Source organism: Vibrio sp. 10N.222.49.C9, assembly GCF_041474985.1.
Taxonomy (GTDB): domain Bacteria; phylum Pseudomonadota; class Gammaproteobacteria; order Enterobacterales; family Vibrionaceae; genus Vibrio; species Vibrio crassostreae_C.
Map to the genome: position 1 here is coordinate 1 of NZ_JBFRVD010000256.1, position 702 is coordinate 702.

The following is a 702-nucleotide window of genomic DNA, read 5'->3' on the forward strand; positions in this document are numbered from 1 at the left end:
AAGATAAACCGATCCTAAGTAATGAATGGATTCGAGGTCACTTAATGACGCACCCTTCAAGTCCATAGAGAACAACAAATCAATCACCGCTATTTCCTTCCATATCAAATGTCACACTCAGCTTTTAACGATAGTTTTTCGTCGTGCGCGGAATCTAATGCATCAAGAACACAATCCAACCAGGCCTCTATATCATCAAGTTCATGCTCTGCTTCTTCCGATACACCGCCCAACGTTAAATCATGAACTACGGCAGGTCCGATAACGCGATTCCCCAAGCGACCGCCATGACACAGGTATGCAATCAGAACGCCAATCACCAAGACAAACGCGAGATAAAGCAGGAAACGCCCGTCCACATCATTACAACGAATAGCCACAAAGAAATATGGCTCCCGCAACCAATCCTAGAAAAGTGACCGGACCTATAACATATAAAAAAGCCATAAATGAAACTGGGGACATAGGACTCAACGCAACTAAAAACACTGTGCGCTTTTCTATCACTAAAGAGAGATTCAGATCACTTTAGTGCGCTTTTCTTCGAGACAGTACGCAAAACGTCAGCTTATGAAAAAACAAAACCCCTAAGCACAATGCCCAGGGGTTAAAATTTAAAACTCGCTCATTTCAAAATGAACATCATTTTCGCTTAACTCCAAGAATTCCACGATGTCGTGTACTTCCTCTTGAGTGTATTCC

The 702-nt window shown here is 42.6% G+C and carries 1 protein-coding gene; it reads right to left on the bottom strand.

Annotated features, from left to right (window positions below):
* Positions 1-104 precede the first annotated feature (104 nt).
* Entirely contained in the window at positions 105-380 is a 276-nt protein-coding gene (locus AB4585_RS23025; RefSeq protein WP_372171123.1) for a hypothetical protein, read from the bottom strand.
* Positions 381-702 lie beyond the last annotated feature (322 nt).